This window comes from Halorubrum sp. 2020YC2, assembly GCF_018623055.1.
GTDB lineage: Archaea > Halobacteriota > Halobacteria > Halobacteriales > Haloferacaceae > Halorubrum.
Genome location: NZ_CP076019.1, coordinates 2,129,618 through 2,148,311 on the forward strand (window position 1 = coordinate 2,129,618; position 18,694 = coordinate 2,148,311).

Genomic DNA, 18,694 nt, shown 5'->3' on the forward strand with positions numbered 1-18,694 from the left:
CGGGCGTCGCCGGGAAGCGAGCGCCGCGGAGCCTACTCGTCTCGCTCCTCGACCAGCAGCGTGTTCTGTACCAGCGTAAGTATCCCGCGGCGGAGGCGCTCGGTCGCGGCCTGATCGGAGATGTCGAACGAGTCCGCGAGCTCCTGCGTGGATATCTGGCGCGGCAGCGAGTAGTACCCGGACTCCACGGCGGCGGTGAGCGTCTCGCGCTGCGGCGGCGTCAGCCCGTACCAGGGACTGGCGTCGGGTCTCGTGGGGTTGTAGATCCGTTCGATCGACACGTCGATATCGGCCTCGAGGTAGTGGTCTTTGAACGCCGAGAGCGCCTCGTGGGTGGGGAATCTGAGCTCGAGCCCCCACGTCTCGGCGCCGCCGGTCGCGCTCAGGAGCGCCGCGTCGAGGTCGAGGATCGTCCGCAGCAGCGAGGCCTCGGACGGCTCCCAGTCCAGCGTGTACAGCGCCTCGTCCCCGTGCGTTTCGAGGCGTCTGATGTCGTTGACCCACGGGTGTTCGCGGACGGATCGCTCGAAGCTCTCCCGCGCGTCGTTCCGGATCCGAACGAACGGCGTCGCCCGTCCGCCCAGCGGCACCATCGTTTCCAGCGTGACCTGGGTGGGCGCTTCGACGTCGAGTATCTCCCCCAGCTCGAACGCCGCGGACGGGATAGTCACCTCGGCGATAACGCTCATTAGACGCGACCCGTTTCGCCGCAAACCCGTTAAATACTCGGGAGCGACCCTCTCGCCGCCGCGATCAAAACATGGTGTACCATGCCTTTTGATGATATTATGCCGTGTAACGCCGTACCGAATGATATAGGGGCGGACGGCCGCGGTTCCCGCTGTTGTACGGCGCTGGGCTCGACGCCGCCGCGGCGTCGCGTCGCGGTCGAGCGCGTCTCCATCATGACAACCGACCCCACTTCCGACGACGAGATATCGACCCCGAAAGAGTTCGAGGCCGCCCTCGGTCGAGTGATTCTCGCCGCGCTCGAAAGCGACGTCGACCCCCGCGGAGCGTGGGAGTTCCGCAACGGTGAGGCGGGTTCGGACGTGGAAGTCATGATGGTCGAGCTGGCCGACTGACGGGCGGCGCCGGGCGCGTCGGGTGTTCGGAACGCCCGCCGGTCAGCGGGGACCGTCGGCGTCCGGGGAGCGAAATTGCCCGGTGAGACAGGTTAATATGTCCCGCTGGTAACAAGTGGTACTGTGAGTGGAACGGTCCTCCGTCTCGTGGTCGCTATCGTGTGCCTCGTGGGGATCGTGTTGGGCGGCGCTCTCGCGCCGGCTATCGGCGTCTCGACGCCGGTTCCCGACCTCGGCGTCGAGAGCGGCGAGGGAGAGTCGGTCGGCGAGGGGCTGCTCGTCGACGGCGGGGCGGCCCCCAACTCGTCGACGGCCAACGGCCGCGACGTCGGCGCCGAGTCGGGTACCGGGCGCGGCTCCGGCGCCGGTAGCGGATCCGGGGGCGCCGCCGGGGAATCAGGTGCCGCCGGTGGATCCGAGGGCGCCGGCGGCGAGTTCGTCGAGGACGTGGAGACGACCGAGGGCGGAGTTCCGGTCGAGTCCGGGACGAGGAACTACGGCGGGGTTTCGAGCGGCGGTTATCCGGAGGAGAGCTCCGTCGGCGGACCGCTTTCGCTGTCCGATCGGGTCGAGCTGCGCGTCGAGAGTCCGGAGCCGTCGCGCTGGCGGCTCGGCGCGTACGCGAACTACACCGGTGACGGGTGGGACCGCCGGACGACCCCGACGGAGCGGCTCTCGGGGACGCTTCCGACCGTCGACGGCACGTCGACGCCGGCGTACGAGATCCGCGTGACGCCGCAGCGGTCGTTCGATTCGCTGGCCACCGCGTGGCGGCCGGCGTACGCCGCGGCGCCGAACCGCGAGGTCTCCGTCACCGAGGAGCGCGGCCTCGTCGTGTCCGAACCGGTGGAGGCGGGCGACACGTACGTGACGGCGACGTACGGGGCGCCGTCGCACGCCGCGGCGGCCGAGGCCAGCGGCGAGGGGTCCGTTCCGTCCGCGATTCAGGACCGGTACACGAGGCTTCCCGACGACACCCCGGAGCGGCTCGGCGACCGGACGGCGGAGATCACGGCCGACGCCGGGACGCCGTACGAGACCGCCGCGGCCGTACAGCTGTGGCTGATGGAGAACAAGGAGTACTCGCTCGACGCGGGGCACGAGCGCGGGAACGACGTCGCGACCGAGTTCGTGTTCGAGATGGACGCCGGCTACTGCGAGTACTTCGCGACCTCGATGGTCGCGATGTTGCGGACGCAGGACGTGCCCGCCCGCTACGTGACCGGCTACGGTCCCGGCGAGGCGGTCGGCGACGACGAGTACGTCGTTCGCGGGCAGGACGCGCACGCCTGGGTCGAGGTGTACGTCACCGACGTCGGGTGGGTGACCTTCGACCCGACGCCCGCCGGCGGTCGCGTCGACGCGGACCGCGACGCCGCCCCGGTCGACGGGGGCGGCCCGACCAGCGGCGGGCAGGCGAGCGGGCCCGGCGGGCAGAGCTCGGGACCGGGCGAACCCGGTTCGGGCGAGGAGTCCGGACGGGACGGGTCCGACGACGGCGAGCCGAGCGACGGTTCCGGGGAGGGCAGCGAAGGGGGCGACTCCGGGCAGGAGTCCGAAGACGGCGGCTCCGAGGAAGACGCTCAAGACGGCAGTTCCGAAGAAGACAGCTCCGAGGGAGACAGTCAAGACAGCGGTTCCGAGGAGAGCAGCTCCGACGACAGCGGTTCCGAAGGCAGTAGCTCCGAAGACAGCGGTTCCGAAGGCAGTAGCTCCGAAGACAGCGGTTCCGAAGGCAGTAGCTCCGACGACAGCGGTTCCGAAGGCAGTAGCTCTGAGAACGGCTCCGAGGCCGAGGAGACGGCCCCGCTGGAGATCGAGCTGTCGGCCGACCCCGTTCCGGGGCGGGACCTCACGGTGACCGTGACCCGGGCTGACGAGCCGGTGTCCGGCGCGACGGTGTCGTTCAACGGCGATCCGGTCGGCGAGACGAACGCCGCGGGCAACGTCACCGGCGAGGTGCCGTACGCCGAGTCGCTGGAGGTTGTCGCCCGGACGGACGGCGCGGAGACGCAGGCGTCCTCGCTGGGTCCCGGGACGCTGCTTCCCGGCGCGAACGGCGGACCGGATGCGACCGCGAGCGGGGACTCCTTCCGGCGGTTCACGGGCGGGGACGGCATCGCCGCCGTCGGTGCGGCGGGCGGTGTCGCCGCCCAGGCGGGTGGCAACGTGACCGTCGACGTGCCGGTGGACGTCTCCGTCGAGGTGGTCGGCGAGCCGGTCGCCGGCGAGCCGGTGGATGTCATCGCGACCGTCGCGGGCGAGCCGGTGCCGAACGGGACGGTCCGCGTGAACGGGACGGCGGCGGGACGGACCGGGCCGAACGGGCAGGCGACGGTGACGCTCCCGGCGACGGAGTCGGCCGTGATCAACGTGAGCCGCGGCGACGCGACCGGCGGTCGAACGCTCTCCGTCGGCCGGCTCTCGCTGTCGGTGACCCCGTCGACCGTGGTCCCGCTCCCGCTGACGGAGAGCGACGTGACGGTGACGTTCGACGGGGAGCCGGTGCCGGGCGCGTCGGTCGCGGTCGCCAACGAATCTGCCGGCGCGACCGACGCCAACGGGACCGCCGCCGTGCGGCTGCCGTTCGCCGATTCCGCGAGCCTCTCCGCGACGGCGTCCGTCGGCGGGACGAGCGCGTCCGCAACGCGGAGCGTCGGGAAGCTGTATCGCAACCTCGCCGGGGCCGTCGGGCTGGTCGCCTTCGCGCTCGGGGGCGTCATCGTCGGCGCGCGTCGGCGAGGGGTGTCCCCGCGGTCCCTCCCGCGGTCGGCCGCGCGCGTCGCCGTGCGCCTCGTTCGCCTCGGCGTCGCCGGGCTGGTCCGGTTCGCGGCGGGGGTCGAGGCAGCGATCGTGGCGCTCCGCCGAGGGCTCTCGACGGCCGTGGTGCTCCTGACGCAGGGGATCGGCGGCGTGAAGCGGCTCGCTGCGGCCGCCGTCGCGGGCGGTCGACGGCTGCTCGGTCGGCTGGTCGCGGCGCTCCGCGCGGCGCCGCGGTACCTCCATCCGCTCGCGATACTCGCCGCGCTCAGGCGGGCGGGAGGGGCCGGCAGGGACGCCGTCGCGGGGACCGGCGACGGCTCGTCCCGTGCCGACCCGGCGAGCGAGTCCGAGGCGGACGAGGCGTTGCTCACGATCCGAGACGCGTGGGGCGAGTTCCGGACGCACGTCTCGATCCGGTCGTGGCGCACCGCGACGCCGGGCGAGATCGCACGGTGGGCGGTCCGACGGGACGGGCTGCCGCAGGAGGCGGTCGAAACGCTGACCGACGCGTTCAGGGACGTCGAGTACGGCTCCCGCTCGCCGAGCGACCGCGCTCCCGCGGCGCGGCAGGCGCTCGAAGCGATCCGCGGCGCGACCGACGCCGACGAGGAGGAGGAGGCGGAGTGACGTTACACACGCGACCGCCGGCGCGGTCCGCGTCGGCGGCGGAGTCGCCCGCGCGGACCGTGGGAATACGGGCGGCCGCGGCCCGCAATCGAGGTGGTCTCGACCGATGATCCGCCGACTGATCCGCGCGCTCGTCGCGCTCGTCGGGATCGCGCTGATCGGCGGGTCAGCCGCGCTCCTGTTCGCGCCGGAGGCGGTCGAGCCGACGCTGCCGATCGACGCCATCGCCCGGAGCCAGGCCCTCTCCGAGCCGGTCGCCCGCACGGGGACGTTCGCCGCGCTCGGCGTCGGGGCCGTCCTCTGGACCGCGTTGACGACCCCCTCGCGGATCGCCGGGGAGTCAGGGATCGGCGGCTCCGGCACGGGTCGGTTCCCCGACTTCGAGGCGCTCCGGGCGGACCCGCCGGAGACGGCGACGTCGACGCCGGTTGTCGGGAGCGACTTCGAGCGGCGGATCGAGACCGCGAAGTCGGCCGCGACGGCGGCCGCGGGGCGAGACGACGGCGTCCGGGGTCGGCTCCGGTCGCTGGCGGTCGAGACGCTCGTCACCGTGGACGGCTGCTCGCGCGAGGCGGCGCGCGACCGCGTCGACGAGGGGTCGTGGACGGACGACGCCGTCGCGGCCGCGTACGTCGCCGACCGCGAGGCGACGCTCCCGTTCTGGCGGCGGCTGCTCGCGTGGCTGCGACCGGCGGCGACGCGGACTAGACGGATCGAGCGCGCGGCCGACGCGATCGCGACCCGGGCGACTGCGCGTCCGGAACCCGACGCCGACGGAGGCGATCGCGCGTGAGCGACCGGCGGGTCACGAGCCGGTTCGACGGCGCCACGATCGGCGCGATCGCGCTCGTCACCGTCGGGACGGTGTTCGGCGAACCGGTGTTGTTCGTGGCGGCGTCGGTACCGCTGTTCTACCTCCTCGTCGAGTGGACCACCGGGCCGCCGGAGCCGAGCCTCACCGTCGAGCGCCGGATCGCACCGGACCCGGCGGCGCCCGGCGAGCGGACGGAGATCACCCTCAGCGTTCACAACGAGGGCGCGTCGACGCTCACCGACCTCCGCGTGGTCGACCGCCTGCCGGACGGACTCCCCGTCGACGACGGCTCGCCCCGGGGGTGCCTCTCCGTCCGACCCGGGGAGACGGCCTCCATCGAGTACACGGTCGTCCCGCGGCAGGGCACCTACGCGTTCGACTCGCCGGTCGTCCGGGCGCGCTCGCTGTCGGCGACCGGCATCTACACCGACAGCCCGGACGCGGCGGGGGCGACGACGCTCACCTGTCGCCGCGACGCCGGGGAGGTGCCGCAGCTGCGCGGCTCGCTCCGGCGGTTCGGGACGCGGCCGGTCGACCGCGGCGGCGAGGGGCTCCAGTTCTACGCCGCGCGCGAGTACCAGCTCGGCGACGACGTCCGCCGGATCAACTGGCGCGACTACGCGAAGACCGGGGACCTGACGACGATCCAGTTCGCCGAGACGAGCGCGACCGAGACGGTCGTGCTCGTCGACGCCACGAGCGCCGGGCGGGTCGCCCGGGAGTCGGGGTACCCGACCGCGGCGGAGCTGGCCGTCTACGCCGCCGACCGCGTCGTCGCGCGGCTGCTCGCCGACGGCGACGACGTCGGCGTGTGCGCGCTCGGGATCGACGCGTCGGACGTGGCCGTCCCGGTGTCGTCAGCTGGCCGGGACCAGCCGTGGGTCCCGCCCGGGTCCGACGACGCGACCCGCACCCGACTGGACGCGGTGTTCGACGCGCTCGTCGCGGCCACCGACACGGCCGCCGCGCGAACGGACCGGATCTCGACGGACCTCCGGGAGCGGCTCTCCGCGCGCGCCGACGTCGTCGTCGTGACGCCGGCGCTCGACGCCGAGACGGTGGAGCTGGCGACGTCGCTGTCCACCGTCGGGCACCGCGTGGGCGTCGTGTCGCCGGACGTCACCGACCGTCGGCGGCCCGGGAGGACGGTCGCACACGCCGAGCGCCAGCTCAGGCTCGCTCGGCTCCGCGGCGCCGGGGCGACGGTGTTCGACTGGGACACTCGGCGGTCGCTCGCGGCCGCGATGGAGGTGGCGCGGTGAGCGACGCCGCGTCCCGGTCCGAGCCGTCGGTCCCGAGCTGGCGGCCGGCGCTGTTCTCGACGACGACCGCGGTGGTCGCGGCCGGCGCCGCCACGCTCGCGCTCGCGGCGAGCGTCGGGACGCTCCTCCCGGCCCTGCTCGGGGTGGTCGCCGGCGCGGCCCTCGGCGTGACCGTCATCGCCGTGGGAACGGCCACGCGACGCCTCACCGTCGCCGTCGGCGGTCTCCTCGCGACGGGGAGCGGCCTCGCCCTGCTCGCGGCGGTCGCCGGCGCCGCCCTCACGCAGCTCCCGTGGCCCCCCGTTCCCCCCGTCGATGTGCTCGCGGTCGCGCCGTTCGCGTTCGCGTTCGCGGGCGTCGCGACCGGCTTCGGCGCGTTCGCGGCGATGCGCGACCTGTCCCCGCTCTCCGACGCCGGCCTGACCGCGATCCGGCTGCTCGGGATCGGGCTGGTCCCCGCGGGAGCGGTCGCGGTCGAGCAGGTTCGGCTCCCCGTTCCCCCGGTCGTCGACGCCGTCGACGCTCTCCGCGCGCGGCTGTTCGTTCCGGGACGGCCGCCGCCCGGTCTCGAGGCGGCGTTCGTGCCCTTCGTCGAGCTGATGGCGTTGCTGTTCGTGGCCGCGAGCGTCCTCGCCGTCGCGGTGCGTCGGGTGCCGCTCGTCCCCCTCGCGAGCGAGTCGGCCCGCCCGGCGGCCCGCGCGGTACAGGGCCGACTGCGGCAGCTGTGTGGCGCCGGCGTCGCGGTCGCGGTGCTCGGGGGGGTCGCGGTGGCGGTCGCGGTGGGGTTCCCCGGTCTGCTGGCGCGGGTCCCGCCCGGGGTCCGCGAGGCGGTCCCCGGGGTCGCGGTCGCACCGCTCCCCCGCCGCGCCCTCGGCGTCGGCGTCGCCGCCGGGACCGCGACGATCGTCGGTCTCCGGTTCGTTCGGACTGTCGCCTCGACACGGACCCGGCTCTCGTCGCTGCCGGTCGTCCCGCTCGGCGTCGGGGGGCTTCTCACGCTCGCCGTCGCGGGGACGCACGAGTCGGCGGCGACGACGGCGGTCGACCGGGCCGGCTCCGACGCGGGCCGGGAGCTCCTCGATCAGGTGCTCGGGACGTTCGGATCGTTCACGCTCCTCGCCGGGGTCGTACTCCTGGGACTGGTGACGGCGATCGCGGTTACCCTCGGGTTGAGCGCGCTCCACGCGACCCGGCTCCTCGGCTCTCGCTCCGGAACCCAGATCGCCGGCACCGGCGTCTTCGTCGCCGCCGTCGCCGCCGGCATCGCCGACGGCGCGGTCGTCGTCGTCCTCGGCGGCGTCGCGGCGAGCCTGTTCGTGTGGGACCTCGGCGAGTTCGGCGCGACCCTCGGCCGGGAGATCGGCCGCGCCGGCGTGTCGCGGCGGGCCGAGATCGTCCACGGCGCCGGGAGCGCGGTGTACGCGGCGCTGGCGGTGGCGCTCGGCGTGGGAACGCTGGCGGTCATCGGCCGGCTCCCGTCGCTCCCGGCCCCGCCGACGACGGTCGCCGTCGTGGCCGCCTCGGTCGGGACGGTGTTGCTGTTCCTCGCCTCCCGGTGAGGCGAGTGCGGTCGCTCCGCCCGAACCGGACACCTTCCGGCCCGGTCAGTCGACGGCCACCGCGGGGACCTCGACCCGGTCGACGATGTCGTCCACCACGGTCGCCGGCGAGGTGTCTTGTACCGTCGCCTTCGAGGTCAGCACGAGCCGGTGGACGAACGCGTCCGCGACGACGGCCTTGACGTCGTCGGGCGCGACGTACTCCCGGCCGCTCACGAGCGCCCGCGCCCGGGTCGCCTCGAAGAGGCGCTGGATGCCGCGCGGCGACACCCCGACCTCAACCCGGCCGTCCGCGCGGGTCGCCTCGCCGAGCGTGATCATGTACTCGCGGAGCGACCCGTCGACGGTCACGCGCTCCGGAACGTCCTGAAGGCGCGGGACCGTCTCGCCGTCGATGACCCGCTTCGGCTCCGGGGTCCGCGCCGTGCGGTCCGCGCGCCGGTCGAGGATCGTTCGCATCCCCTCGCTGTCGGGGTAGCCGAGCGTCGTCTTCATGATGAACCGGTCGCGCTGTGCCTCGGGGAGGGCGAACGTCCCCTCCTGTTCGACCGGGTTCTGGGTCGCGATGACGAAGAACGGGTCCGGGAGCTGGTAGGTAGTGCCGTCCGCCGAGACCTGCCCCTCCGACATCGCCTCCAGCAGGGCCGCCTGCGTCTTCGGCGGCGCGCGGTTGATCTCGTCGGCCAACACCACGTTCGCGAAGATCGGGCCCTCCGCGAACTCGAACTCGCCGGTCTCCTCGCGGTAGATGTGCGAGCCGGTGATGTCCGACGGGAGCAGGTCGGGCGTGAACTGGATCCGGTTGAAGGAGAGTCCGAGCGCCGTCGCGAAGCTCTGCGCCGTGAGGGTCTTTCCGGTGCCGGGGACGTCCTCCAGGAGCACGTGCCCGCGGGACAACACGCCCGTGAGGACGGTCTCAAGGACCGGCCGGTCGACAACGACGACGTCCGATATCGTGTCGATGACGTCCCCGCACACCGCCGCTGCGTCGTCGACATCCATACGCGTCCCTCGCGGGCGACGTATTTCAATCCATCCAACACGTCAACGCGGACACCGGTGTGGGGCCGACATCACCCGGGAAGCGGATCTCACGTGCCGCGGCCGCGGACCGGCTCCCGGACGCGGCGGTCGCGGGACTGCGCGGACGAACCCCATCGAAGCGCGGATCGGGGAACGGCCCGTCCGAGGTGGCGTGTGTTAGCACGTGGCAGTATTGTTATCTGCTAGCGGCGCCTACGTCCGCGCGGTGTGACACGCATGACAGGACAGGAGATACTGATGATCGTCGGCGACTTCGGGGAGGACTACGAGATAATGGTCCCGTTTCAGGCGCTTCAGGCGGTCGGCCACGAGGTCCACGCCGTCTGCCCCGAAAAGGAAGCGGGCGAGACCGTCAAGACCGCGGTCCACGACTTCCGGGGCGACCAGACGTACCTGGAGACCCGCGGCCACGACTTCGAGCTCACGCGCGGGTTCGACGAGGTCGACCCGAGCAACTACGACGCCCTGGTCGTCCCCGGCGGGCGCGCGCCGGAGTACCTCCGCGGCTACGAGGCGGTGCTCGACGCGGTGCGACACTTCTTCGAGACGGACAAGCCGGTCGCGTCGATCTGCCACGGGCCGCAGATCCTCGCCGCCGCCGGCGTCCTCGACGGCTACGAGATCACCGCGTACCCCGCGGTCAGACCCGAGGTGGAGGCCGCCGGCTGCTCGTGGGTCGACGGCGTGACGACCGACGGGAACCTCGTCACCGGGCAGGCGTGGCCCGATCACCCCGAGTGGATCGCGGCGTTCCTCGACCTCCTCGGCACAGAGATCGACCACGGGGCGGCCGCGGCGACCGCGGAGTGACCCACTCGCCCCTCGATGGCTGACTCCCGCGCCGACGTCGAGTCGGACCCGCGCGCCCTCGCCGTCAACGTCGCCGCCAACACGAACCAACCGGGGTTCCGCGGTCCCGTCTACCCCGACGGTTCCTTCGCGTACGTCCCCATCCCTGAGCCGGCGCCGACGCTGCCGCGCGGGCAGTTCCCGGTCGACGAGCCGCTCCCGACCTACGGCGACCTCGACTTCCCCTTCGCGGTGCCGGCGGGTCTGCGCGACGCCGCCGTCCACGCCGACCCCGAGTTCCCCGGCGTCCACGGCCGCGAGCGCGCGACGTACGGCGACCCCCACGGCGTGAAGGCCGGGCGGATTGCCGACCTCGAACCGGGCGACCGGCTCCTGTTTTACGCGACGCTGTCGTTGCGCCCGCACGACTGGGCGGGACCGGGCGGCGAGCGCCCCGGCGACGCGGCCGCCGACGAGCGCGACGGCGCGTGGCTCCGGGAGCGAGGGGTCGCCGTCGACGACGACCTCGCGCCCGACTGGGGCGCGTACCTCTTCGCGGGGCTGCGGATCGAGCGCGTGCTCTCGGGCGGGGACGAGGAGGGGGACGGCGGGGGCGTTGTCGACCGCGTGACCGCCGCCGCGGCCGCGCCGACGAACGCGCACCTGAAGCGGGACCCGTTCGACGCCCGGGTCGTCGCGGTCGGCGACCCGGCGGCGTCCGGTCTCTTCGACCGGGTGGTCCCCTTGAGCGCGCCCGACGACGGGAGCGAGGCGAACCGGCTCGTCACCGGCCTGTCGAGCGACTCCGGGAAGGGCCCGTGGTGGCGCCGCCCGATGGCCTTCGACGAGGCGGCGACAGCGGCCCTGCCGGAGCCGATCGGCCGAGACTGAGTCGACGCCGCGCTCGCGTCAATGAGAAACGAGACAGGATTGCCGGTTTCTCGTGGGTTGCGGTCCCGTCTGCTCGCTTTTTTCCCGGTACAGAAGCTCTGTTACGTCGGTTCTCTCTGCTCCGTCGGTGGGTTTAAGAACCGAACGTGTTCGGCAGCCGCAATACTTGCTCGGATATTGTTTCACCACCTATCATTGTCGGTTCCACAGTTTATACATTACAATAAAACCATGGTGAATTTGATGTCAGACCTGAATATCTCTCACGAATACTTTACGTGGAGACTCGTACAGGACGTCGCGGAAGAAAAGGGGTACTTCGAAGACGAGGGCGTCGACGCCGACCTCTCGTACTTCGCCCCGGGCACGCAGGAGTTCGAGGGCGAGAACGCCTTCGACGCCGACTGGTGGGACGACATGGACGAGGACGGCGGCACTCACGGCGTCTGCGAGTGGAACGCGGTCCAGGAGGTCTCCGAGACCGACCGCGACATCGTCGGCTCCTACAGCGAGTGGGACCGCGTCGTCTTCGTCGACGCCGACGACGACGCCGAGACCATCGACGACCTGCGCGGCCGCTCCGTCGGGATCAACAAGTACGCCACCTCGTTCTACTCGATGCGGGAGATGCTGGAGAACGAGGGGTTCGACGAGGACGAGATCGTCTTAGAGCACGTCGGCGAGGCCGAGGAGCGCTTCGAGGCGGTCAAGGCCGGCGAGGTCGACTCCATCGCGGTGCTGGAGCCGTTCGTCACCCTCGGCCGCTACGACGAGGAGCTGAAGGAGGTGTTCGACGGCCCGTGCCGCGCCGCCATCACCACGCGCGAGCAGCCCGAGCCGGAGAAGCTGGAGGGGTTCCTCGCGGCGCTGAACCGCGCGGTCGCAGACATCAACGACGATCTCGAAGGCTACACCGACCGGTACGTGGAGCTGCTCGAAGACGAGGCGGCCGACAAGGCGGCCTTCGACGACGTGGACTTCGACCGGCTCCGCGAGGAGTTCGAGCTCCGCGAGTTCCTGCCCGTGCGCGCCCCCGACGAGGACCGGATCGGCGCGACCACGGATTGGATGCGCGACAAGGGCTTCGTCCCGGACGACGCCGACATCGGCACCGCCGAGGAGCTCGATGACGACGGCGTGCTCCCGGACGGCGAGGCCGAGTCCGAGGAGGACGAGCCGGAAGCGACGGCGGACTGACCGATGGCCATCGAGTCCCGCCCGGCGACGACCGACGACGGCGACGACGCCGAGTCCGACGGCAGTTCCGACGCCGCGTCCGCGGTCGGCGCCGACGCCGGCGCCGCCGACCGACGCGCGGGCGACGCGGCGCCGGTCGTCGCCAACGACCTCACGAAGCGGTACGACGAGACTCTCGTCTTCGACGGGCTCGACCTCTCGGTCGACCCCGGCGAGGTCTGCTGTCTGCTCGGCCCGTCGGGCTGCGGCAAGACGACCCTGCTCCACCTGCTCGCGGGACTCGAAGCGCCGACCGGCGGCCGCGTCGAGATAGACGGCGAGACGGTGACGGGCCCCGATTATCGGTGGGGAGTCGTCTTTCAGGACCCGCTGCTGTACCCGTGGCTCTCGGTCCGCGAGAACGTCGAGATCGGCCCGCGGCTCCGCGGCGAGGAGCCGGACGACGACCTGATCGACGAGCTCCTCGATCTGGTCGGGCTCGACGGCTTCGAGGACGCCGACACGGCCGACCTCTCGGGCGGGATGGCGCAGCGCGCGTCGCTCGCCCGGACGCTCGCGAACGAGCCCGAGGTGCTGCTCTTAGACGAGCCGTTCTCGGCGCTCGACCAGCTGACGAAGATGGAGCTACAGGACGAGCTGCTGCGGATCGTCGATGAGCTCGGCGTCACCGCCGTGTTCGTCACGCACGACATCGACGAGGCGGTGTACCTCGGCGACCGCGTGGCGGTCATGGGGCCGATCCCGAGCGGCATCGAACACGTCGAGCCGATCGACAGCGAGACGCGCTCGCGCGACGACGAGGCGTTCCTCGAAGAGCGGGCGGCGACCTTCGAGCACTTAGAGGCGGTGGGACTCGAATGACGCGCGACCGCGACGGCGGCCGGGGGCACGACCACGGCGCGCGCGACGACGAGGTCGACCCCGACGTCGCGGCGAGCGCCCGAGAGCTCGTCGGCGGCCCCGGCTGGCGAGACCCCTCCGAGGAGGCGCGCGCGAGCGGGCTCTCCCGGCGCGAGTTCATGAAGGAGTCCGGGCTGGCGTCGCTCGCGGCCGCCGGCGTCGGCTCGACGGCCGGCTGTCTCGGCGGCGGAAGCGGCGGCGACGGTCCCCCGACCGCGGAGATCGGCTACCTCCCGATCACGGACGCCGCGCCGCTCCTGACCGGCTACGCCAACGACCACTTCGCCGACCACGGGGTCGACGCCGCGGAGCCGACCCTGTTCCGCGGCTGGTCGGACCTCGCGGAGGCGTTCCTCTCCGGCGAGGTCAACGTGGCGCACTTCCTGATGCCGATGACGGTGTGGATGCGCTACGGCGACGAGCTCGACGCGAACGTGAAGGTCGTCGCGTGGGACCACACGGACGGCTCCGCGCTGACGGTCCAGCAGGACGTCGAGGGGTGGGAGGACCTCGGCGGCGGCACCGTCGCCGTCCCGTTCTGGTACTCGATCCACAACGTCATCCTCCAGATGGGGCTCCGCGAGCACGGGCTCACGCCCCGGACCGACTCCTCGGCCGACGAGGTGGCGGACGACGAGGTGAACCTCGTCGTGACGCCGCCGCCGGACATGCCCGCGGCGCTGGAGAACGGCTCCATCGAGGGGTACATCGTCGCGGAACCGTTCAACGCGATCGGCGAGCTCGACGCCGGCGGGAAGGTCCTGCGGTTCACCGGCGACGTCTGGCGCGAACACGCCTGCTGCGTCGTCGTGATGCGCGAGGAGCTGGTGGAGTCGCAGCCGGAGTGGGCGACCGACGTGATGAGCGGGCTCGTCGACGCCCACCAGTACCTCCGCGGGAACCGCTCGGAAGCGGCGCGGCTGCTCTCCTCAGCCGAGAGCGGCCTACTCCCGCAGGGGCCGGAGCCGATCGACCGCGCGCTCACCCACTACGACGACCACCAGCCGTACCTCGACTCGGGCGCGATCCGGAACGCCGACTGGGACGTCGAGCGGATCGGCTTCTACCCGTACCCGTACCCCTCGTACACGGAGGAGCTGGTCCGCCGCATGCGCGAGACGCGCGTCGAGGGGGAGGACGCCTTCCTCGACGAGTTAGCGCCCGCCGAGGTCGCGGACGACCTCGTCGCGTACGACCCCGTTCGCACAGCGCTGGAAGACGCCGGCGGCCCGCCGGCCTTCGACGTACCCGAGGACGATGGCTACGAGAGACAGGAGACGATACGGTTCTGAGCTGGTCGGGGACGCCGGCCGCCTGCTGCCGGCGGTCGGGCTCCTCGGCGGCCTCGCCGTCTGGTGGGCGGTGACGGCGCTCGGCAGCGGCATCATCACCAACTTCGCGCCGGCCGCGACGTTCGCGGTCCTCGCGGAGCTCGTCGCCTCGCCCGCGTTCTACGACCACGTGTTCGTCAGCGTCTACCGGTTCGCGATCGCGCTCGGGCTCTGCTTGGCGGTCGGGCTCCCGATCGGGGTCGTCGTCGGCTACTTCAGGGCGGCCGAGCGCGCGACGACCGTCCTCTTCCAGTTCATGCGGATGATCTCGCCGCTCGCGTGGTTCCCGATCGCCATCATCCTCTTCGGCGTGGGGACCCGGTCGGCGGTGTTCGTGATGTTCATGGCCGGTCTCTGGCCGATCGTGTTGAACACCGCCCACGGGATCGCCACCATCGACGACGACTGGATCACGGTGGGCGAGTCGCTCGGCGGCGACACGCGCGCGCTGCTCCGCCGCGTCGTCGTCCCCGCGGTGATCCCGGACATGCTCACGGGGATCCGCCTGTCGATCGGAATCTTATGGATCATCCTCGTCCCCGCGGAGATGCTCGGGGTCAACACCGGGCTGGGCTACCTCATCCTAGACGCCCGCGACCGGTTCGCCTACGCGGAGATCCCCGCGATCATGCTGGTGATCGGATTCATCGGCTTCTGGCTCGACCTCTCCGTCCGCCGGCTCCACGCCCGGTGGAACTGGGGGTAGCCGGCGCCCGTCTCGCGGCGCGCCGGGCACCCGTCCCGCAGCGCCGCGCGCCGCGTCCGCACGTCGATTTATGTGTCATGCTGCCGTAGATACACCCATGACCGACGACGACACCGACGACGCCGAGGCGGTCGAGAGGCCGGCGGACGACGAGACGGGGACCGGCCGCGGCGCGCCCTCGCGGATCGGGCGCGTCCTGCTCGGCGTCGGCCTCGCCGCGCAGGCCTCGGAGGACTTCCGCGACATGGACGACACGATCGAGTACGCCGAGTCGGCGGGCGTTCCGATGCCGGACGTGGCCGCGCCGTTCGCCTCCGGCATGATGGTGGTCGCCGGCCTCGGGATCGCGCTCTGGCGGCTCCCCCGGATCGCGACCGGCGCGGCGGTCGGGTTCCTGACCGTCGTGACCGCGACGATGCACGACTTCTGGAACGCCGACGAGGACGACAAGGGCGGCGAGCGACTCGCCTTCTTCGGCAACCTCGCGATGCTGGGCGGCGCGCTGGTGTTCCTGCGCGAGGCGTATAAGAACTGAGCGAAGAGGCGGGGAACGGTTCCGAAGCGACGGGCGTTTGTTTATAAATCGTTACCGGCGGATCGGCCGTGAACACTTCCAAAGCCCCAGTCGCGAGGACTCGCCCGGCTTGCTGTCGCCCGAAAATCTCCGACTTTCGGGATGTCGTCAGAATCCTTTGTATTCCGACTGCTAGCCAGAAATCTCTGATTTCTGGCGGTGACGAGAGAGCTTCGCTCTCTCGAACCACGCGCCTTGCTCAGTCGCTCGCGCTGCTCGCTCCCTCGCGGCGGTGCTTGCTACGCCGTGCTTCGTCCTCGCGACAGCGTGGCGCTACGCGGCACGGACAGCGGGGGACTTCGTCCCTCTGGCAACCGGGCTTCGCCCGGTGACAGCCCCTTTGAGTCCCACCCCGCACATCGACCGCACGGCACCTCACACCTCCCCAGCCTCGCGGCTCCCTCCGCTTTGCTCCGGTCGCCGCGTCCAGCGAGAATCGAAGATTCTCTGGCAGCCGGCGCGTAGCGCCGGCGACAGGGCGAGAGCGAAGCTCTCGCTTGAAACCGGACTCGTCCGGTGACAGCGAGGCGCGACGCGCCTCTGGCAGTCGGGCGAAGCCCGACAACCTCGCGCGTGCGGTTCGTGGCCTGTCGGCCACTCACCGGCACGCGCCACCGCGTCGTTCTTTATAAACCACCGGCGTCAAGCGGGTCCTCAAGCTGTCCCATCACCGCCTCCATCGCGTCGGTCGCGGTGAGCAGCCCGACGACCTCGCCGCCCTCGGTGACTAAGGCGAGCTCCTGTGACTCGGCCTGGAACCGGTCGTATGCGTCGCTGACGCTGGCGTCCGCCGAGACCGTCATCGGCGGCGCGGCGACGTCTGCGAACGTCAGGTCGCCGTCTCGGAGCCCGTCGTAGCGGCTCACGATCGATGGGGCGTACACGATTCCCTCGAAGTCGCTCGGGCCGTCGCCCACGAGCGGGAAGCGGCTGTGCGGAGTGTCGCGGATCCGGTCGAGGTTCGCCTCGACCGACGCCGTCGTCGACAGCGAGATGATCTCGTCGGTGGGCGTCATCACGTCCGAGACGGCGACCCGGTCGACGTCGAGCGCGCTGAGGACCTCCTCGCGGCGCTCCTCGGGGAGTTCGACCTCTTCCATCATCGAGCCGAGCCGGGTGCGGAGCTGCGCGCGCGTCTCCAACACCTCCTCTTCGGCCTCGGTCCATGACCCGGTCATCTCGACGCCGAACAGCCCGAGCGTGGCCTTCGCGACCCAGTCACCGAACTTGATCAGCGGCGAGATGAGCCACGCGAACCAGTAGAGGGGGCGCGCGCCGTAGTTGGCGACCTGCTTCGAGCGCTCGACGCCGAGGTACGTCGGCGTCTGCTCGCCGTGCGTCAGGTGGACCATGTTGATGATGAAAAAGCCCAGAAGCGAGCCCGCGCCGGCGGACGCGAGGCTCGTGTTCTCGAATATCGGCGCGAAAAGCGCCGCGAGCCCCGGCTCCGCGACGATACCGAGCGCGATGGACGTGCCGGAGATCCACACCTGACAGGTGGTCAGGTAGAACTCCAAGTCGTCGGTCATCTCCCACGCCCGCCGCAGTCCGGGCGTGTCCATCTCCGATTCGGGGTACTGACGCAGGCGCGTCAGGCCGAATTCGACCGCCACGAAGTACGCGTTGATCAGGATGAGGAGGACGCCGGCCGCCACGCGAAGGGCGACCTCTGTCGGGGGCATCGCCGTCGAGAGCGGGATCATCGTTCCCCCGTCCCGGCGCGCGACGCAAAAGCGTTGATGGAGCGGTCCGCGGTGCCCGGTGAAACCGGGGCTAAAGCGCTACTCGTAGTCCTCGTACGTCGGCAGCCCCTCGTCGGGCGGGAACTCCTCGACCGGGACCGTCGTCTCGTCGCCGCTCGCCATGTCCTTCACCGTGTACTCGCCGTTCTCTAAGTCGCGCTCACCGACGACGACGACCGTCTCGGCGTTGATCGAGTCGGCGTAGCCCAGCTGGGCGCCGAACGAGCGGTCCGAGACGTCCTGCTCGACGACCACGTCGTCGTCGAGCGCGCGGAGGTCGCGGGCGAGCGCGGCCGCCTCGCTCCGGGTGTCCCCCACCGAGAGGACGTAGTAGTCGGTCGAGAGCGCCTCGTCGGGCCAGACGCCGGCGCGCTGACAGAGGAGCTTCAGCGTCGCGTGGCCGGGCGCGACCCCGACCGCGGGGGTGGGCTGGCCGCCGAAGCTCTCGATGAGGTCGTCGTAGCGCCCGCCGCCGAAGACGGAGCGGGACACCTCACCGGTGGAGTCGAAGCACTCGAAGACGACGCCGGTGTAATAGTCCAGCCCGCGGGCGGTCGTCAAAGACACCTCGCAGAACTCGCCCGCGCCGAAGTCATCGGCCGCGGCCAGCACGTTCCGGAGGTTCTCGACCGCGGCTTCGACCGACTCGTCGCCCGCCTCCGCGACCGCGTCGAGGTCGTCCACCGTCTCGACGCCCGAGATGAGGTCGTCGAACTCGCGGGCGGTGTCGCGGGCGAGGCCGGCGTCGGAGAGGAGGCCGACGTACTCGCCGTCGTCCACCTTCGCGCGCTTGTCGACCGCGCGGATCGCGGCCTCGGCGTCGACCGAGTCGGGGTCGTCCGCGAGCGCGCGGACGAGGCCGCCGAGGATGTCGCGGTGCGAGACGCGGAACTCGAAGTCGTCGCCGGTGAGACCGAGGCTCGTGAGCGCGTCGGCCGCGACCGCGAGCACCTCGGCGTCGGCCTCGGGCGCCGAGGAGCCGAACACGTCGATGTTCGTCTGGTAGAACTCGCGGAACCGGCCCTGCTGGACCTGCTCGTAGCGCCAGAACGGGCGGGTGGACACCCACTTGATCGGCTTCGAGAGCTCCTGCCCGCGCGCGACGACCATCCGGGCGACCGTGGGGGTCAGCTCCGGGGTCATCGAGACGCCGCGGCCGCCCTTGTCGTCGAAGGCGTACAGCTCCTCGACTATCTCCTCGCCGGACTTGTCGACGTACATCTCCGTCCGCTCCAAGGCGGGCGTGGCGATCTCGCGGAAGCCGTGCCGGCTCGCGGCGTCCTCGATCGCGTCGGTCACCTCGCGGCGGGCGGACTGCTCGCCGGGGTAGAAGTCGCGGAATCCCTTGAGGCCGTCGTACATGGGCGTCGGTTCGGCGGTCGCCCGCTTGAAACCATCCTTTCGGGGGCG

The 18,694-nt window shown here is 71.7% G+C and carries 16 protein-coding genes; 12 read left to right on the forward strand and 4 right to left on the reverse strand.

Annotated elements, in window-relative coordinates:
* Positions 1 to 32 precede the first annotated feature (32 nt).
* Entirely contained in the window at positions 33 to 593 is a 561-nt protein-coding gene (locus KI388_RS10665; protein ID WP_345777408.1) for a helix-turn-helix domain-containing protein, read from the reverse strand.
* Between the two features lie 312 nt (positions 594 to 905).
* On the opposite strand from KI388_RS10665, the gene KI388_RS10670 reads away from it, so the two are divergent.
* The 5 genes from KI388_RS10670 (at position 906) to KI388_RS10690 (ending at position 8,110) form a co-directional block, all read left to right on the forward strand.
* Positions 906 to 1,085: a hypothetical protein gene (locus KI388_RS10670; RefSeq protein ID WP_215086610.1), complete on the forward strand. Its 180-nt coding sequence runs from the start codon at positions 906 to 908 to the stop codon at positions 1,083 to 1,085.
* Positions 1,086 to 1,208: 123 nt separating this feature from the next.
* A complete protein-coding gene (locus tag KI388_RS10675) occupies positions 1,209 to 4,475 on the forward strand; it encodes a transglutaminase domain-containing protein (RefSeq protein ID WP_215086611.1) in 3,267 nt (1,088 codons plus the stop codon).
* Positions 4,476 to 4,581: 106 nt separating this feature from the next.
* A complete protein-coding gene (locus KI388_RS10680; RefSeq protein WP_215086612.1) occupies positions 4,582 to 5,268 on the forward strand; it encodes a hypothetical protein in 687 nt (228 codons plus the stop codon).
* Positions 5,265 to 6,551, forward strand: coding sequence for a DUF58 domain-containing protein (locus KI388_RS10685; RefSeq protein WP_215086613.1), 1,287 nt, complete (start codon positions 5,265 to 5,267; stop codon positions 6,549 to 6,551). The genes KI388_RS10680 and KI388_RS10685 overlap by 4 nt, the downstream gene beginning before the upstream one ends.
* Complete coding sequence (locus tag KI388_RS10690; protein WP_215086614.1) at positions 6,548 to 8,110, forward strand: hypothetical protein; 1,563 nt, start codon at positions 6,548 to 6,550, stop codon at positions 8,108 to 8,110. The genes KI388_RS10685 and KI388_RS10690 overlap by 4 nt, the downstream gene beginning before the upstream one ends.
* 45 nt (positions 8,111 to 8,155) lie before the next feature.
* Here the strand turns inward: KI388_RS10690 and KI388_RS10695 are convergent, their stop codons facing one another.
* The gene (locus KI388_RS10695; protein ID WP_215086615.1) at positions 8,156 to 9,112 is read right to left on the reverse strand and encodes an AAA family ATPase; all 957 of its coding nucleotides are present in this window, start codon (positions 9,110 to 9,112) and stop codon (positions 8,156 to 8,158) included.
* 258 nt (positions 9,113 to 9,370) lie between these two features.
* Between KI388_RS10695 and KI388_RS10700 the strand changes: the two genes are divergently transcribed.
* The 7 genes from KI388_RS10700 to KI388_RS10730 all read left to right on the forward strand — a co-directional run bounded on the left by KI388_RS10700 (position 9,371) and on the right by KI388_RS10730 (position 15,503).
* Positions 9,371 to 9,964, forward strand: a complete 594-nt coding sequence (locus KI388_RS10700) for a DJ-1/PfpI family protein (RefSeq protein ID WP_215088784.1) — start codon at positions 9,371 to 9,373, stop codon at positions 9,962 to 9,964.
* A gap of 15 nt (positions 9,965 to 9,979) precedes the next feature.
* A complete protein-coding gene (locus KI388_RS10705) occupies positions 9,980 to 10,834 on the forward strand; it encodes a hypothetical protein (RefSeq protein ID WP_215086616.1) in 855 nt (284 codons plus the stop codon).
* Positions 10,835 to 11,077: 243 nt separating this feature from the next.
* Positions 11,078 to 12,031: an ABC transporter substrate-binding protein gene (locus tag KI388_RS10710; RefSeq protein WP_215086617.1), complete on the forward strand. Its 954-nt coding sequence runs from the start codon at positions 11,078 to 11,080 to the stop codon at positions 12,029 to 12,031.
* Positions 12,032 to 12,034: 3 nt separating this feature from the next.
* Positions 12,035 to 12,892 (forward strand): ABC transporter ATP-binding protein, encoded by an 858-nt coding sequence (locus KI388_RS10715; RefSeq protein ID WP_215086618.1) that lies wholly within the window; start codon positions 12,035 to 12,037, stop codon positions 12,890 to 12,892.
* Positions 12,889 to 14,223: an ABC transporter substrate-binding protein gene (locus KI388_RS10720; protein WP_215086619.1), complete on the forward strand. Its 1,335-nt coding sequence runs from the start codon at positions 12,889 to 12,891 to the stop codon at positions 14,221 to 14,223. Before KI388_RS10715 ends, KI388_RS10720 begins: the two co-directional genes overlap by 4 nt.
* Entirely contained in the window at positions 14,189 to 14,968 is a 780-nt protein-coding gene (locus KI388_RS10725; RefSeq protein ID WP_215086620.1) for an ABC transporter permease, read from the forward strand. The genes KI388_RS10720 and KI388_RS10725 overlap by 35 nt, the downstream gene beginning before the upstream one ends.
* A 97-nt stretch (positions 14,969 to 15,065) precedes the next feature.
* A complete protein-coding gene (locus tag KI388_RS10730; protein WP_251133142.1) occupies positions 15,066 to 15,503 on the forward strand; it encodes a DoxX family protein in 438 nt (145 codons plus the stop codon).
* Positions 15,504 to 16,168: 665 nt separating this feature from the next.
* Here the strand turns inward: KI388_RS10730 and KI388_RS10735 are convergent.
* On the reverse strand, positions 16,169 to 17,245 hold the full coding sequence (locus tag KI388_RS10735) for a hemolysin family protein (protein ID WP_215086621.1): 1,077 nt from the start codon (positions 17,243 to 17,245) through the stop codon (positions 16,169 to 16,171).
* 78 nt (positions 17,246 to 17,323) lie between these two features.
* Positions 17,324 to 18,646, reverse strand: a complete 1,323-nt coding sequence (gene hisS / locus KI388_RS10740) for a histidine--tRNA ligase (protein ID WP_215086622.1) — start codon at positions 18,644 to 18,646, stop codon at positions 17,324 to 17,326.
* Between the last annotated feature and the right edge of the window lie 48 nt (positions 18,647 to 18,694).

Bases quoted from the DNA above. Each gene is read 5' to 3' on its own strand.
- KI388_RS10725 (WP_215086620.1), top strand. From the start codon at position 14,189: ATGGCTACGAGAGACAGGAGACGATACGGTTCTGAGCTGGTCGGGGAC.
- KI388_RS10715 (WP_215086618.1), top strand. From the start codon at position 12,035: ATGGCCATCGAGTCCCGCCCGGCGACGACCGACGACGGCGACGACGCC.
- KI388_RS10735 (WP_215086621.1), bottom strand. From the start codon at position 17,245: ATGATCCCGCTCTCGACGGCGATGCCCCCGACAGAGGTCGCCCTTCGC.
- hisS (WP_215086622.1), bottom strand. From the start codon at position 18,646: ATGTACGACGGCCTCAAGGGATTCCGCGACTTCTACCCCGGCGAGCAG.
- KI388_RS10705 (WP_215086616.1), top strand. From the start codon at position 9,980: ATGGCTGACTCCCGCGCCGACGTCGAGTCGGACCCGCGCGCCCTCGCC.
- KI388_RS10700 (WP_215088784.1), top strand. From the start codon at position 9,371: ATGACAGGACAGGAGATACTGATGATCGTCGGCGACTTCGGGGAGGAC.
- KI388_RS10720 (WP_215086619.1), top strand. From the start codon at position 12,889: ATGACGCGCGACCGCGACGGCGGCCGGGGGCACGACCACGGCGCGCGC.
- KI388_RS10730 (WP_251133142.1), top strand. From the start codon at position 15,066: ATGACCGACGACGACACCGACGACGCCGAGGCGGTCGAGAGGCCGGCG.
- KI388_RS10710 (WP_215086617.1), top strand. From the start codon at position 11,078: ATGTCAGACCTGAATATCTCTCACGAATACTTTACGTGGAGACTCGTA.
- KI388_RS10670 (WP_215086610.1), top strand. From the start codon at position 906: ATGACAACCGACCCCACTTCCGACGACGAGATATCGACCCCGAAAGAG.
- KI388_RS10680 (WP_215086612.1), top strand. From the start codon at position 4,582: ATGATCCGCCGACTGATCCGCGCGCTCGTCGCGCTCGTCGGGATCGCG.
- KI388_RS10695 (WP_215086615.1), bottom strand. From the start codon at position 9,112: ATGGATGTCGACGACGCAGCGGCGGTGTGCGGGGACGTCATCGACACG.
- KI388_RS10665 (WP_345777408.1), bottom strand. From the start codon at position 593: ATGGTGCCGCTGGGCGGACGGGCGACGCCGTTCGTTCGGATCCGGAAC.